Here is a 13277-nt window from a genome sequence, read left to right on the forward strand (position 1 = left end):
GGCAAGGGGATCGGGGAGGAGCGCCGCGGGCGGCGGAGCCCGGGGGAGCGAGGGAAGGAGGGGGCCGGTCAGCCGACCGGCGGGCGGCGCAGGGCGGCCCGGCCCCGGGCGAGCAGGACGGTGTCGTCCTGCGGGGTGTGCACCCGGGCGCACAGCACGTCGCGCAGGTGTCGCTGGAGCGGGTGGTGCCGGGTCAGGCCGTGGTTGCCGACCAGGGTGACGGCCCGCTGGACGGATTCCACGGCGGCGCGGGTGCCGAGCAGCTTCGCGCCGGGTGCCTCGTCGACGGCCTGCGGCTCGTCCGCGTCGACCGCCGCCGCGAGGGCGGTGACCAGCCGTTCGGCGGCGCCGAGTTCGAGGTCGATCAGGCCGAGTTCGCTCTGGAAGCGGGGCAGGCTCGCCAGTGGCGCGCCCAGGGCGCTGGGTGTCCGCTCGTGCAGGAAGCCGGTGAGCCAGGACTGCGCGGCCCGGGCGACGCCCAGGTAGAGGGCGGTCAGGCCGAGCGAGTTCCAGGCGCCGCCGAGGTGGTCCCGGCCGCCTTCCGGGGCGGGGGCGGCGAGCCGTGCGGTGTGGTCGAGCGGGACCCGCACGGCGTCCAGGACCACGTCGTCGCTGCGGCTGGCCCGCAGGCCGAGGTGGTCCCAGGTGGGTTCCACGGTGATGCCGGGGAGGTCGCCGCGGACCAGGAACGAGCCGACCCGGGGCTCGGGTTCGTCGGTGCGGGCCCAGACCAGCAGCCAGCGCAGCGCGGGTGCGGCGGTGGAGTAGATCTTGCGCCCGGTCAGTTCCCAGGTGTCGCCGCGCCGTACGGCCACGGTCGTCGGCAGCCCGCCGCGCACGGGGGTGCCGAGCTCAGGCTCCACCCGGACGTGGTTGACCAGGGTGGGGCGTTCGGCGGACTCCGCGAGCAGCCGCGCCAGCGGGCCGGCCGGCCAGTGGGCCTCCCGTGCCTCGGCGGCGTGGACGAACAGGGTCATCGCGGTGGCCAGGGCGACCGCCGGGTCGCCGGCGCCGAGGGCGCGCAGGATCCGGACGGTGTCGGCGAGGCCGCCGCCGGCGCCGCCGTACCGTTCGGCGACGGTCGCGGTGAGCAGCCCGGCCCGGTGGACGAGTGCGACGCCCTCGGTGGGGAAGGTGGCGTCCCGGTCGTGCTCGGCGGCCCGCTCCGCGAGGGCGGCGGTCAGGGCGGGCAGTCTGCCGAGGTCGGGCGGTGGGGGTGCCGGTCGGGCGGGGGCCGTCGGTGGGGGTGCGGGTCGGTCGGTCGGTGCCGGTGCCGGGGTCATCGGGGCTGCTCCGTGGGAGTGCTGGCGTCAGGAGTGGTGGCGTCGGAGCCGGGGGTGTGGACGGCGTTGCCCGGGTGGAGCCGGGCCTGCCAGTCCGGGCTGTGGTGGCAGGCGGCGGCGTGCGCCCGCGGACCGGTGCTGGAGACCGCGGCGGCGGGTCCGAGCTCCGGGACCGCCGCGCAGGCCGCGTCCGCGAACGGGCAGCGGTGCGCGAACCCGCAGCCGCCCTCGGGGACGGCGGCCCCGGCGGGCGCCCGCAGGAGCCGGAGCACGGTCCGCCGCGCGGGGTCCGGTCCCGGCGCCGAGGCGGCCAGCAGCGCGCTGTACGGGTGCAGCGGCCGGTCCAGCACCGCGTTTGCCGGGCCCTGTTCGACGATCCGGCCCCGGTAGAGCACGGCGATCCGGTCGGCGATCCCGGCCAGCGAGTCGAGGTCGTGCGAGATCACCACGACGGCCAGGTCGAGTTCGTGGCGGAGCCGGTCCAGCAGGCGCAGGACGTGGTTGCGGTTGGAGGCGTCCAGGGCGCTGGCCGGTTCGTCGGCCAGCAGCAGCCGGGGCCGCCCGACGATCGCCCGGGCCAGGGCGACCCGTTGGCGTTGGCCGCCCGACAGCGCGCCGGGGGTGCGGGCGGCCAACGCGCCGTCCAGGCCGACCCGGTCGAGCGCCTCCCGCACCCGCGGCCCGCGCTCGGACCGGGGCACGCCGGCCACGGCGAGCGGTTCGCCGACGAGGCGGGCCACTGTCAGATCGGGGTCGAGGGAGCGCAGCGGGTCCTGGAACATGTACTGGACGGTCCCGGCCCGCCGCGCCGTCCGCAGGGAGCGGCCGCGCAGGACGGTGCGGTCGGTACCGTCCACCGTGATCCGGCCCGCGGTGACGGGGGCGAGCCCGGCCACGGCCCGGGCGAGCGTGGTCTTCCCGGAGCCGGTCTCGCCGATGAGGCCCAGGATCTCGCCGGAGCGCGCCTCCAGGTCGACCCCGCCGAGTACGGGGGTGCGGCCGTAGCGGACTTCCAGTCGCTCGATCCGCAGGGCGGGGGATCCGGTGACGGGCGTCGGCCCGTCCGTGATCGACGAGGCGATGGCGGTGATGCTCAAACCGGGACCTCCGTTCGTTGCGTGGCGTCCGTGTGTTCGCGGACGCCGCTGAGGGTCAGTTCGGCGCTGCGCAGGCAGCGGGCGGCCCGGTGGCCGGTCCCGGGGCCGGGCGTGAGCGGGACGGGCTGCTCGGCGCAGGCGGCGGTGGCGTACTCGCAGCGCGGCGCGAAGCGGCAGCCGGCCCCGGCGGTGCCGGGCTCGGGCGGTCGGCCGGGGATGACGGCGAGTTCCCGGCGGTCGCGGCGGCCCAGGGCGGCGACCCGCAGCAGCGCCTCGGTGTACGGGTGGGCCGGGGCGGCGACCACCTCGGCGGTGGGGCCCTCCTCGACGACCTCGCCCGCGTAGAGCACGAGGACCCGGTCGCACACCTCGGCGACCACCGCCAGGTCGTGGCTGACCAGTAGCAGGGCCAGTCCGTGCCGGTCGCGCAGCCCGCCCAGCAGGTCCAGCACCTCGGCCTGGACGACGGTGTCCAGCGCGGTGGTGGCCTCGTCGGCGACCAGCAGCTGAGGGTCGTCGGAGATCGCGACCGCGATCAGGACCCGCTGGAGCATGCCGCCGGAGAGCTCGTGCGGGTAGCTGTCGTGGATCCGCTCCGGGTCGTGCAGGCCGACGGCCCCGAAGAGTTCCACCGCCCGTCGGCGGGCCTGGGCCCGGGTGAGTCCGCGTCGGCGCAGCGGCTCGCCGAACTGGCGTCCGACGGTGAGGGTGGGGTTGAGGTACGAGCCGGGGTCCTGGAAGACGGCGCCGATCCGGGTGCCGCGCACCTGCTGCCACTGGCGGTCGGTCAGGCTGACGAGATCCGTGTCGGGACTCCCCGGGCCGTCGTCCGCCGTGCCGCCGAGGACGATCCGTCCGGCGGAGACGGCGACCCCGGGCGACGGCAGGCCGAGCACCGAGCGGCAGGTGAGCGTCTTTCCGCTGCCGGACTCCCCGACCAGTCCGACGGCCTCGCCGGGGAGGACGTCGAACGAGACGTCGCGGACGGCCTCGGTGCGGCCGTGGCCGACGGTCACGTGCAGCCCCTCGACCCGCAGGGCGGCGGTGCGGGCGGGACGGCCCGGCGCAGCAGAGGCGGGCTCAGGCGGGGTGGGGGACATGGTCCTGCTCCTTCCGGTCCGGCGCGGTCGATACACCCGGTGCGGGCGGGGCGCCCGGCGCGAACGGCACGCCCGGCGCTGCGCGCCTCCCGCCGACCCGGCGGGTGCGGGCGGCGGCCGGGGCGGCGCCGGTCCGGTCGCTGTCGGTGAGGGCGTCGGCCAGCAGGTTCAGTGCCCCGACGGTGAGCATGATCAGTACGGCGGGCGGGACCGGCGCCCACGGCTGCTGGGCCAGGAAGCCGAGGTCGCTGGCGAGCATGCCGCCCCAGGTCGGCGCCGGCGGCTGCACGCCGATCCCGAGGAAGGTGAGGGAGGAGACCGTGAGCAGACCGGTGGCCAGCGCGTGCGCGGTGGTGACGGCGACGGTCGGCAGGACCTTGCGCCAGATGTGCACCCGCAGGATCCAGGACCGGGAGGCACCCATCAGCTCGGCGGCCTCGACGTACTGGGCGCGGTCCAGGCCGAGCGCGGCGGCCCGGGTGACGCGGAAGAACAGCGGCGCGAGCAGGACGCCGAGCGCCAGCATCGCCTGGTGCAGTCCGTTGCCGAGCAGGCCGACGGCGGCGATCGCGAAGAGCGTGAACGGCAGCGTCATCAGGGAGTCCACGGCGCGCAGGGCCAGCCAGGACCGGGCCGGGCCGAACCGCACCGACAGCAGCCCGGGGACGACCCCGAGCAGGGCGGCGAGGGCCACCGCCTCGACGGCGGCGAGTACGGAGAGCCCGGTTCCGGCCAGCAGTCGGCTCAGCACGTCGCGGCCGAGGTAGTCGGTGCCCAGCAGGTGCTCCGCCGAGGGCCCGGCCAGGATGTGGGCGGTGTCCTGGGCGAGCGGGTCCGCCGGGGCGATCCGTCCGCCGAGCAGGGCGAGCAGCAGAACGAGGGCCAGGACGGTCAGCGCGGCGCGGGCGATGGGCACCCGCAGCGCGTTCACCGGGCCACTCCTGTCGCTGCCGTTGCCGTTGCTGCTGTCGTCCTCCGTGCGCGTCCCTCCGGCCGAGGTCCGCGCCGGGCCACCGGGTTGAGGGCGAACAGCACGGCGTCGACGGCCAGATTGGCGACGAGCACCACCGCGACGGTGACCAGCAGGGTGCCCTGGATCACCGGCACGTCGTGCTGCTCGGCCGCCCGGAGCGACAGTTGGGCGATCCCCGGCAGGTTGAAGATCCGCTCGGTGACCACGGCGCCGCCGATGAGTACCGGCACGCTCATGCCGAGCACGGTGAAGGCCGGACCGGCGGCGTTCCGCAGCGCGTGGCCGAACAGCACCCGGCGCCCGGACAGTCCGCGCATCAGGGCGCCGGTCGCGTAGTTCCGGCGTACCTCCGCTACCAGCGAGGTCCGCAGCTGGCGGGCGATGCCGGCGGCGGCGTCCAGACTGAGGGCCAGCGCCGGCAGCAGGGCGAACCGCAGCCACTCGCCCGGCTGTCGGGAGAACGGCACGTACCCGCCGGACGGCAGCAACCGCAACTGGACGGCGACCAGCGTGATCAGGCCGATCGCGATCACGAAGGCGGGCAGGGTGCCGAGGAGGGTGCAGACGGCGGTGACGGCGCGGTCCAGCCGGCCGCCGTTGCTCAGCGCCGCCGCGACCCCGGCCGCGCCGCCCAGCAGGACGGCCAGCAGCAGGGCGAGCCCGGCGATGGACAGGTCGACCGGGAGCGCGGTGGCGATCGAGTCGGCGACCGGCACCGTGGTGAACCAGGAGGTCCCGAGGTCGCCGCCGACCGCGTCGAGCAGCCAGTCGCCGTACTGGACGGGCAGCGGCCGGTCCAGGCCGAACTCGTGGTCCAGCCGGGCGATGTCGGCCGCGGTGGCGGTCTCGCCGAGGACGGCGGCGGCCGGGTTGGCGTCCGAGACGGCGCCGAGGCCGAAGGTGAGCAGCGAGGAGAGCAGGAAGACGGTGACCGTGCTCCCGAGCACCCGCCCCAGCGGACGCGGGGCCCGCGCCACCCGGCGGGCGAGCGGCCCCGCGCGCCGGACGTCCGGGCGGGGCAGGACGGCGCTCACGCCGCGGTCACCCCTTCGAAGCGCTGTACCACCGTGAAGGCCGGGATCGGCGAGACGGCCTTCCGCCGGGCCAGCAGCCGGGGGACGCTGTAGAGGAAGGTGTTGGGCATCGTGCGCACCGCGAGCGCGGTCGCGGCGCGGAGGACCTGCGGGTACTCCGGCGAGTCCAGCGGGGTGCGCGAGACCTGCTCGACCGCTGCGGCCAGCTCCGGCGGGGTGCGCCGGCCCGGGTTCATCAGGCCCTGCTCGCCGAACAGCACCTGGAACGTCTGTGCGGCGGAGTCACGGCCCGCGAACTGGTCCGTGAACAGGGCCTTGGCGTGCTGGATGTAGACGATCTGGGTGGCCTGCGCCGCCGGGACCACGTCGATGGTGGCCCGGATGCCGACCTCCTTCAGCTGCGCCTGGAGCTGCTCGGGCAGTCCCTGCGCGGCCGTGGTGGTCAGGGCGAGGTCGACGCCGTCGGGGTGGCCGGCCTCGGTGAGCAGCGCGCGCGCCTTCGCCGGGTCGTACCGGTAGAGGTCGGCCGAGGCGGGGTCGTAACCGACATAACCCTTCGGGAACGGTTGGTGATTGACCTCGCCGTAGCCGAAGAGCTGGGTCTTGAGCAGCGCCTCCCGGTCGACCGCGAACTTGAGTGCCTCGACCACCTTGGGGTTGTCGAACGGCGCCTTCTCGACGTTGACGTCCAGCACCGCCACCACCAGGGACGGGATCACCTGGACCTCCAGGCCCGCCGCCTTGGCCGCGGCGACCTGGCTGCCCGGGATCTGGGCCACGTCGAACTGTCCGGACTGGAGCCCGGCCACCACGGTGGCGGCGTCCGGCAGCGGGTAGATCTCGAAGTTCTCCAGTTTGATCGCGGTCGCGTCCCAGTAGGCGGGGTTGCGCCGCAGGACGGCCTTGGCGTTCTGGGTGTAGGAGGTGAGGGCGAAGGGCCCGGCTCCGGCCGGGCGGGTGGCCAGCCCGGCGCCGTCCGACTCGAAGGCCCTGGGATTGACGACCATGCCGGTCTTCCCGGCCAGCAGGTTGGGGATCTGGTAGTCGGGCCGGGAGAGTTGGAGCAGCACGGTCTGCGGGTCGGGAGCGGACACCTCGCGGACGCTGGTGAGCTGTGGGGCGACCAGGGACTTGGGCTCGGTGCGGCCGCGGTCCAGGCTCTTCTTGACCGCCGCGGCGTCCAGCGGGGTGCCGTCGGAGAAGGTCAGGCCGGGGCGCAGGGTGAAGGCGACCGAGGTGCCGTCGGCACTGAACTTCCAGGCCGAGGCCAGCGCCGGGACGGCTGTGCCCTGTTCGTCGAGCTTGGTGAGGCCCGCGTAGACCAGCGACAGCGAGTGGACGTCCCAGCCCGCCGAGGAGAACACCGGATCCCACGAAGTCGGCAGCGCCCAGCCCCACTTGAGGGTGCCGCCGGCGGTGGATCCGCCCGTCCCGGCCTGTCCGGGGTCGCCGCACGCGGCGAGGGCGAACGAGGCGCCGAGGCCCAGGCCGAGGCCGAGCAGGGAACGTCTGCCGAGCTGCGGGCGGTCGCTGAGGGAGCTGGTCATGACGGTCGGTCACCTTTCGGAGGGGGCGCGCGGCAGCGCGGGGCTCCGGCCACGGGCACGGAGTCGAGGGGTCGGGCACAGGCGTGGGCACGGGTACGGGCCGGAGGACGTGTCTGGCGCGAGGAGGCCGGGCCGGGAGCGCGCGGCCGGGCACGGAGGGGCCCGACGGGTCCGCGGGCCGGGGAGCGAGCGGGCGGTGCGGGGGTGGCGGGTCCGCCGGGGAAGGGCCGGCCGGGAACCGGGGCCCGGGGTGCCGGGTTCAGGAGCCGTGCGCGCGGGTCGCCCGGGCGGGGCGCGGTGTGGCGGCGCGATGGCCGCCGGGTCCGGACGCGGTCAACAACAGCGGGTGCTGCTGGTGCGTCGGTGACTCGTCCAGCGGCGCACCGGGAAGGGGTGCGTGGAGGTCATGGACTCATCCTGGCCAGGTCAGCGGCCTGCTGTCAATGGACACCAAAAGGTGTCTCTTGGCTTCGGCGAGTGCTGCAACACCTCCTCAACGCGCCGTTCACACAGCGCCGTTGCGACGTCCACGGACAGCCGTTGTGCCGGACCGGGACGGGCCGCCGCGCCGCCCCCGGTGCGGCGCCGTGTGACGTCTTCGTCGCCTCCGTCGGCGCGGCCCGTCGGCCCGTCGGCCCGTCGGCCGGGCGGCGGAGGGCCGTCACCACGGCCAGGTCGCCGCTAGCGCCGGCGCCGCCGTTACCGCCGGTGGCGACTACCCTCGGGCCGCCGCTGCCGCCGGGCCGGAACGCTCCCTCGGGTGGAGGACGACGACCCCGTTCGCGGTCCGGACGCGCAGTGCGTCGGCCGGTAGCCTTCCGGGTGCCCCGGCCAGCTCGGGTCCGGTCAGACTGCGGTACCGCTCCAACAGTTCCTCGGCGGTGGCGGTGCGGGCCGCCACCGGCAGCGGCGCGGGCGAGACCGCCGCCAACGCGCTCCGGTACTCCTCCACGCCCCGCCACCCCGGTACCACCCGCCGCCCGCGCGGTCCGCTGAACACCACGGTCGGCAGCGCGTACCGGTGGCCGCCGTCCTCGGTCTCCTTCGCCGCCCCCGGGTGGGGCCCGTCCCCGCGCAGCCCGATCACCTCCGGCAGCGGCCGCCGGGCCTCGGCGCGGTCGCGCAGCACCCGTTCGCGGACGGCCGCGGAGGTCAGGTCGGCCCGCAGCCGTGGCTCGTCGAGGCCGGCGACGCCCGCCACCGCCGCGAGGACGCGCCCGGGAGTGTCGGCGGGCTCGCCGAGGACGAACACGCTCTCCCGCAGCCGGCGCAGCACCCGCTCGGCGACCAGCGGACCCTGCGCCTCGGCGGCGGCCGCCGCCAGCGAGGACGGCCAACTGCTCGCCGCCACCCAGCCCAGCCGGACGGCCCGGGGCGCGCCCGCGTGGTCGGTGATCCGCTCGACGTAGCGGGCGTACCAGGCCGTCTCGGCAGCGGGATCCGGCGCCGGATCCTCGTCCTCGTCGAACAGGACCCCGAAGACCCGCCGGTGTCGGCAGAAGCCCTCCGTCTCACGCAGCAGTGCCCGCAGCCTCGGCTCGGCGGCCCAGGACCACGGGCACATCGGATCGGTGAACTCCACGACCTCGACCGCGGTGGCCTCGGGCTCGGCCCCGGTCCTGCGTTCGGCCTGGACCCCGGTCTCGGCCTGGACCCCGGTCTCGCTCTCGGCCCCGCTCACGCGGTCGCGACCCGGTCGCCGGAGCGCACCAACTGGGCCACCGTCGTGCCCGCGAGGATCTCCACCGCGCGTTCCTCGACGCTGCGCCAGACCGACGGCAGTGCGCGCGCGGGGCCCGGATAGTCGAGCCCGGACAGCGGCTCTCCGCGCAGGGTGATCACCTCGCCGTCCACCGCGCGCACCACGTCCAGCAGAGTGATCTCGTCGGCCGTCCGGCCGAGCCAGTAGCCGCCCTCGCAGCCGCGCTGGCTGCGGACCAGCCCGGCCCGTCGCAGCTCGCCCACCACGGACTTGAGGAACCGGAACGGGATGCCCTGGGAGGCGGCGATGGCCTCGCAGGTGAGGGGGCGCGACGTGTCGCGGGCGAGCTCGACCAGAGCCCGGGCGGCGTAGTCGGCCTTGGCGGATATGTGCATGCACCCGAGTATCCCCCGGGTGGAGCGGTGCTCAAGTCCCTTGTCCGCCAAGGGCGGGCCAGGCGGGCGGGAAAAGACACCTCTTGACATCCTTTCACCGGCGGGCCTAGCGTCCGGTGACATCCCGGGGTGCCCGGGGAGGGCGCCGGGAGGTGCCGCCCCGTGTCCGAGCCACGCGCCGCCGCCCCGTTCCCCCGTGCCTCATCGTCCCGCCCTCCCCTTCCTCCCCGCCCCGATCGCCCCGCCCGACCCAGGAGCGCCATGTCCGCCGAACCCCACGCCCACTCCCACACCCCCGCGCCTGCCACGGAAGGAGCGGCGGCCGTCGTCACGGAGGCGGGCACCGGCTTCCATCCGCACCTGCACGGCACGGACGCCCCCGCGGGCACCGCGCTGAGGGCCCGGCTGCACCACATCCGCGCCGGTGAACTCGACGACGGCACCGCCCAGACCGGCGGGATGCGGCGCTTCGCCGCGATCAGCGGACGCACGGTCGGCTCGGAGAAGCTCTGGATGGGGCAGACCCACGTCGCCCCCGCCACCGCCTCCTCCGACCACCACCACGGCGAGTCCGAGACCGCCATCCACGTGGTCAGCGGGCACCCCGAGTTCGTCTTCGTCGACGACTCCTCCGGCACGCCCGAGGAGATCCGGCTGCGCACCGGCCCGGGCGACTACATCTTCGTGCCGCCGTTCGTCCCGCACCGCGAGGAGAACCCGGACCCGGAGGAGGAGGCGGTCGTCGTCATCGCCCGCAGTACCCAGGAGGCGATCGTGGTCAACCTTCCCGGCCTCTACGCCCTCGGCGACGGCGGCTGACCCCACCCGGCCAGGGTCTTCACCGGTCGGCCGGCCGGTCCGCCCAGACCCGGGCCAGGCAGCGCCGCTCGCCCGGGCCGGCCGGGTCGCTGAACCCGGTCCGTCCGTGCAGGACGGCCGTGTTGTCCACGAACAGCAGATCACCCCGGCGCAGCGGGACGCGCAGCACCATCCCGGGGTCGGTGAGCACCTCGTGGAGGGTGTCCAGTGCCGCCCGCCGCTCCGGCGGCAGCGGCCGGTCGGCCTCCTGCTGCCCGCGCTCGATCCAGTAACGGTTGTACTGGACATGCAGGCCGTGGCGGCGCTGCTGGAAGACGGGCGAGACGCGGTCGAAGTCCGGGCCGCGCCCGAAGTGGAAGTCCTGGTAGAGGTGATGCAGCGCGGACGGGTCGCGCGCGGCGAGACGGTCGTGGACGGCGCGGCCGCTGACCAGCAGCGACTCACCTCCGGCCCGGGCCGGCCGGATGCACAACAGGCCCAGCAGCCACGGCGACTCGGGGCCGTACGACCGGTCGGTGTGCGGGTCGAGCGTCCTGGCGTCCCCCTCCCGCTGCGCGGCGCGGTCGGCGGCGGAGAGTTCGACCGCCGGGGCGGTCTCGGCGGTGAGCAGGTCGTCCGCCGACGGGCCGGCCGGGAGCGGCAGCACCGTGCCCAGACGGGCGGCGAGGCGTCGGCACAGCTCGGCGCACTCCGGGTCGCCGAGGCCGTTCAGCTCCAGGCCGCGCACCAGGGCGAGCCCCGGCCCGTGGCGCAGGGCGTGGGCGATGCGGGCGGTCGGATCGTCCTCGGTCTGCGGTCCGTCGGTGGGACCCGTCGGACCTGTGGGATTCGTGGCACCGGGCGGACCCGTCGGACCGGGCGACCACGGAACGAGCCAGTCCTCCTCGTCCAGAGCGGCGGGGGTCCAGGCCCGGGGCCCCGGGCCTTCGGCGCGTCCCGTCATCAGTGATCCCCTTCGGTCGCAGTCGCACGTTCGGGAGTCCCGACACGTTCTTCCCCGCGCTCCGGGCCGAAAACCCCGCCGCGGCCGGCGGTCGGGGGTCTCCCGGCCGCCCTTCGAGGCCGGTCCGGCCTGCGCCGCCGCGACCGGCCTCGTAGGGTGTGCCCTGTGGACGGTCGGAACGAATGGCGGGTCGCGGCCGATCCGGGCCGGGTCGTCCAGTCGACCTGCGCCCATGTGGAAGGACTGCGCGCGGCCCCCGCGAACGCAATCCCCGGCTGCGAGGACTGCCTGCGGGACGGCGGTTCCTGGGTGAACCTGCTGGCCTGTCTGAGCTGCGGGCACGTCGGCTGCTGCGACAGCTCGCCCGGGCAGCACGCGTACCGTCACGCCCGCGCCCACGGCGCCCACCACCTCGCCCGCACGCTCCGGCCGGGCGAGGACTGGGCCTGGTGCTACACCGACGAGGTCTACCTGCGCCCCGCCGCCCGGCCGGAGTGACCGGGCCACCGGCCCAGGGGGAAGGGGGCGGTGGGACGGGTGGCCGTCGTCCCGGCTGCGCGCCGGGTCAGTTCGGCACCGACCGCAGTCCGGTGAGCAGCACGTCGATCAGTCGGCGGGGGTCGTACCGGTCGTCGCCGTCGCGTCCGATGCAGAGGTTGCCGATGCCGCGCATGAGTTCGTAGGGCTTCAGGTGGCCGGTGATCTCGCCCGCGCTCTCCGCGGCGTCGAGCAGCTGCGCGCAGACGGGCAGCAGGCGTTCGAGGAGTGCGTGCAGGGAGCCGAAGCGGTCGGTGTCGGACTGCAGGACCTCGGCGAGTCCGTGCTTGGTGACCAGGAAGTCGACGAAGAGGTCGATCCAGGCGCGCAGCGCGTCGTAGGGGGAGTCGGCCTCGGCCAGCAGTCTGGGGCCGGCTTCGACGCACGCTTCGATCTGGTGCCGGTAGACGGCGGTGACGAGGTCGGCCCTGGTCGGGAAGTGGCGGTAGATGGTGCCCATGCCCACGCCCGCCCGGGCGGCGATCCGGCGGATCGGCGCGTCGACGCCCGACTCGACGAACACCTCGGCCGCGGCGGTGAGCAGCGTCCGCTGGTTGCGCAACGCGTCGGACCGTTTGCCGCGGGCCGGGGGTGTGGGCTGCTCCTGCGGGCTGTCGACAGGCACCTGGGTCTCGCTTCCTTCCTTCGTCGTTGACAAAGCGGAACAGTGCTCCGGATACTAGATGGAGCAGCGCTCCGCTTGAGTCGAGCTTAGCGGGAGCCTGCCCGCCCCGGCCACCGATCTGCCGTCCGCCCGAATCCGGCGCGATCTCCGGCAGCCAGAAGGGACCCACCCCATGCAGCGCTCCGCCCCCGCCTCCGCCGTTCCGTCGCCCGCGCCCGTCCTGTCCTACAGCCCGGTGGTCCTGTCCGTTCCCGGACGCCCCGTGGACCTCCAGGTGCGGGTCACCGTGCCCGTCGACGGCACCGACCTGCCCGTCCTCCTCCTCTCGCACGGCCACGGTCACTCCAACAACCTCTCCTCCCTCAACGGCTACGCCCCGATCGCCAACCTCTGGGCCGCGCAGGGCTTCGTCGTCCTGCAGCCCACCCACCTCAGCTCCAGCACGCTCGCCCCGCTGCTCGCCGACGCCCCGGGCGCGCCGTTCTTCTGGCGCTCGCGCGCCGAGGACATGAGCCGCATCCTCGACCGGCTGGACGAGATCGAGGCGGCCGTGCCGCACCTGGCCGGGCGGATCGACCGCGGCCGCGTCGCCGTCGCCGGCCACTCCCTGGGCGGCTTCACCGCCTCCCTGCTGCTGGGCGCGCGCGTCGCCGACCCGGACACCGGCGAGATGGTGGACCTGACCGAGCCCCGGATCACGGCGGGTGTCCTGCTGGCCGCGCCCGGCCGGGGCGGCGACGCCCTGAACGGCCCCATGGCCGGGATGATCGGCTTCGGTCGCGGCATCGACTTCTCCACGATGACGACGCCGACGCTCGTCGTGGCCGGTGACAAGGACGACTCGCGGCACTTCACCGACCTCGGTCCGGCTTGGCACGCCGACCCTTACACCTTCGCCCCCGGCCCCAAGGCCCTGCTCACCCTCTTCGGCGCGGAACACGGGCTCGGCGGCATCGCCGGCTACGACGCCGCCGAGACCACGGACGAGAACCCCGCGCTCGTCGCCGCACTCGCGCGCCTGGCCGGGGCCTACCTGCGCCGTGTGCTGCACTCCGACGACACCGCGTGGCGGGCGGCGGTCGACACGCTGGCCAGCGGGCCCGGCACGTTCGGGCAGGTCGGGACGAAGGGGGCCGTCGGCAGTTGATCCGGTCCGGTGCGGTCCGGCGGCGTCGGTCGCCACGGTGTGCACGAGGTCCCACCGGCGGCCCTCGACCGGGGG

At 75.5% G+C, this 13277-nt stretch carries 13 protein-coding genes; 3 read left to right on the forward strand and 10 right to left on the reverse strand.

The genetic code is table 11. The features are described from left to right. Positions 1 to 68: 68 nt before the first annotated feature. The 8 genes from ACIQ9P_RS21855 to ACIQ9P_RS21890 form a co-directional block, all read right to left on the reverse strand. Positions 69 to 1283 (reverse strand): acyl-CoA dehydrogenase family protein, encoded by a 1215-nt coding sequence (locus ACIQ9P_RS21855; protein ID WP_402358443.1) that lies wholly within the window; start codon positions 1281 to 1283, stop codon positions 69 to 71. Continuing rightward, complete coding sequence (locus ACIQ9P_RS21860) at positions 1280 to 2380, reverse strand: ABC transporter ATP-binding protein (protein ID WP_402358446.1); 1101 nt, start codon at positions 2378 to 2380, stop codon at positions 1280 to 1282. The genes ACIQ9P_RS21855 and ACIQ9P_RS21860 overlap by 4 nt, the downstream gene beginning before the upstream one ends. After that, positions 2377 to 3480: an ABC transporter ATP-binding protein gene (locus ACIQ9P_RS21865; protein ID WP_402358449.1), complete on the reverse strand. Its 1104-nt coding sequence runs from the start codon at positions 3478 to 3480 to the stop codon at positions 2377 to 2379. Before ACIQ9P_RS21865 ends, ACIQ9P_RS21860 begins: the two co-directional genes overlap by 4 nt. Continuing rightward, positions 3461 to 4411: an ABC transporter permease gene (locus ACIQ9P_RS21870; protein ID WP_402358452.1), complete on the reverse strand. Its 951-nt coding sequence runs from the start codon at positions 4409 to 4411 to the stop codon at positions 3461 to 3463. The genes ACIQ9P_RS21865 and ACIQ9P_RS21870 overlap by 20 nt, the downstream gene beginning before the upstream one ends. Beyond that, positions 4408 to 5487 carry an ABC transporter permease gene (locus ACIQ9P_RS21875; protein ID WP_402358455.1) on the reverse strand — a complete coding sequence of 360 codons (1080 nt, stop codon included), beginning with the start codon at positions 5485 to 5487 and terminating at the stop codon, positions 4408 to 4410. The genes ACIQ9P_RS21870 and ACIQ9P_RS21875 overlap by 4 nt, the downstream gene beginning before the upstream one ends. Further along, a complete protein-coding gene (locus ACIQ9P_RS21880) occupies positions 5484 to 7034 on the reverse strand; it encodes an ABC transporter substrate-binding protein (protein ID WP_402358458.1) in 1551 nt (516 codons plus the stop codon). Before ACIQ9P_RS21880 ends, ACIQ9P_RS21875 begins: the two co-directional genes overlap by 4 nt. Before the next feature lie 715 nt (positions 7035 to 7749). Beyond that, on the reverse strand, positions 7750 to 8598 hold the full coding sequence (locus ACIQ9P_RS21885) for a DsbA family protein (RefSeq protein WP_402358876.1): 849 nt from the start codon (positions 8596 to 8598) through the stop codon (positions 7750 to 7752). Positions 8599 to 8711: 113 nt separating this feature from the next. Continuing rightward, positions 8712 to 9131, reverse strand: coding sequence for an RrF2 family transcriptional regulator (locus ACIQ9P_RS21890; protein WP_402358461.1), 420 nt, complete (start codon positions 9129 to 9131; stop codon positions 8712 to 8714). Between the two features lie 261 nt (positions 9132 to 9392). On the opposite strand from ACIQ9P_RS21890, the gene ACIQ9P_RS21895 reads away from it, so the two are divergent. Further along, complete coding sequence (locus tag ACIQ9P_RS21895; RefSeq protein WP_402358464.1) at positions 9393 to 9950, forward strand: cupin domain-containing protein; 558 nt, start codon at positions 9393 to 9395, stop codon at positions 9948 to 9950. A 19-nt stretch (positions 9951 to 9969) separates the two neighbouring features. On the opposite strand, the gene ACIQ9P_RS21900 is transcribed toward ACIQ9P_RS21895, so the two are convergent. Beyond that, the gene (locus tag ACIQ9P_RS21900; RefSeq protein WP_402358467.1) at positions 9970 to 10893 is read right to left on the reverse strand and encodes a TauD/TfdA family dioxygenase; all 924 of its coding nucleotides are present in this window, start codon (positions 10891 to 10893) and stop codon (positions 9970 to 9972) included. 165 nt (positions 10894 to 11058) lie between these two features. On the opposite strand from ACIQ9P_RS21900, the gene ACIQ9P_RS21905 reads away from it, so the two are divergent. Beyond that, entirely contained in the window at positions 11059 to 11391 is a 333-nt protein-coding gene (locus ACIQ9P_RS21905; RefSeq protein WP_402358470.1) for a UBP-type zinc finger domain-containing protein, read from the forward strand. 67 nt (positions 11392 to 11458) lie between these two features. Here the strand turns inward: ACIQ9P_RS21905 and ACIQ9P_RS21910 are convergent, their stop codons facing one another. After that, a complete protein-coding gene (locus tag ACIQ9P_RS21910) occupies positions 11459 to 12055 on the reverse strand; it encodes a TetR/AcrR family transcriptional regulator (RefSeq protein WP_402358473.1) in 597 nt (198 codons plus the stop codon). A gap of 172 nt (positions 12056 to 12227) precedes the next feature. On the opposite strand from ACIQ9P_RS21910, the gene ACIQ9P_RS21915 reads away from it, so the two are divergent. Beyond that, positions 12228 to 13202, forward strand: a complete 975-nt coding sequence (locus ACIQ9P_RS21915) for an alpha/beta hydrolase family protein (protein WP_402358476.1) — start codon at positions 12228 to 12230, stop codon at positions 13200 to 13202. The last annotated feature ends 75 nt before the right edge of the window (positions 13203 to 13277 follow it).

The organism is Kitasatospora sp. NPDC094019, assembly GCF_044764505.1.
Lineage (GTDB): Bacteria > Actinomycetota > Actinomycetes > Streptomycetales > Streptomycetaceae > Kitasatospora.

Bases quoted from the DNA above. Each gene is read 5' to 3' on its own strand.
- ACIQ9P_RS21885 (WP_402358876.1), bottom strand. From the start codon at position 8,598: ATGTGCCCGTGGTCCTGGGCCGCCGAGCCGAGGCTGCGGGCACTGCTG.
- ACIQ9P_RS21915 (WP_402358476.1), top strand. From the start codon at position 12,228: ATGCAGCGCTCCGCCCCCGCCTCCGCCGTTCCGTCGCCCGCGCCCGTC.
- ACIQ9P_RS21865 (WP_402358449.1), bottom strand. From the start codon at position 3,480: ATGTCCCCCACCCCGCCTGAGCCCGCCTCTGCTGCGCCGGGCCGTCCC.
- ACIQ9P_RS21855 (WP_402358443.1), bottom strand. From the start codon at position 1,283: ATGACCCCGGCACCGGCACCGACCGACCGACCCGCACCCCCACCGACG.
- ACIQ9P_RS21900 (WP_402358467.1), bottom strand. From the start codon at position 10,893: ATGACGGGACGCGCCGAAGGCCCGGGGCCCCGGGCCTGGACCCCCGCC.
- ACIQ9P_RS21890 (WP_402358461.1), bottom strand. From the start codon at position 9,131: ATGCACATATCCGCCAAGGCCGACTACGCCGCCCGGGCTCTGGTCGAG.
- ACIQ9P_RS21880 (WP_402358458.1), bottom strand. From the start codon at position 7,034: ATGACCAGCTCCCTCAGCGACCGCCCGCAGCTCGGCAGACGTTCCCTG.
- ACIQ9P_RS21895 (WP_402358464.1), top strand. From the start codon at position 9,393: ATGTCCGCCGAACCCCACGCCCACTCCCACACCCCCGCGCCTGCCACG.